Annotated in this window: 1 pseudogene; it reads right to left on the bottom strand. The window is 56.7% G+C overall.

The annotated features are described in order from the left end of the window. A pseudogene (locus C458_RS18620) lies at positions 1 to 358 on the bottom strand (hypothetical protein); the annotation flags it as partial.

Genomic DNA, 358 nt, shown 5'->3' with positions numbered 1-358 from the left:
GGAAGCACCGGTTGACGCGAGCATGGCCGCGCCCTGACCGTAGTATCCAGACTTTTTGAGAGATGTGGATGCCTCAGCCCCGATAGTGGGTGGGTCCATCATCGCAAGGTCTGACGAGTTTATTTCGCCTGCTTGGTACTGGCTGGACACCTCATCAACGCAGGGGTCCATATTCGCAAGCACTTGTTGGGTCTGCTCTTGGGTTTCGTCGAGCAGATAGGTGTCGTTCTGGTCGTTCGCCCAAGAGCCGAGCGACCCATAATCCTGTGACTCGAAGATTCGTGTCTCCTCGGACGAGTTTGGTTCGACGGCAACAACCCGGATAGGAGATGCTTTTGGTGGGTCTGACGACCCCCCC

It is taken from the genome of Haloferax sp. ATCC BAA-644, assembly GCF_000336975.1.
Taxonomy (GTDB): Archaea; Halobacteriota; Halobacteria; order Halobacteriales; family Haloferacaceae; genus Haloferax; species Haloferax volcanii.
The sequence above is the reverse complement of the archived record's forward strand: the minus strand, read 5'-3'. Positions and strand labels throughout refer to the sequence as shown.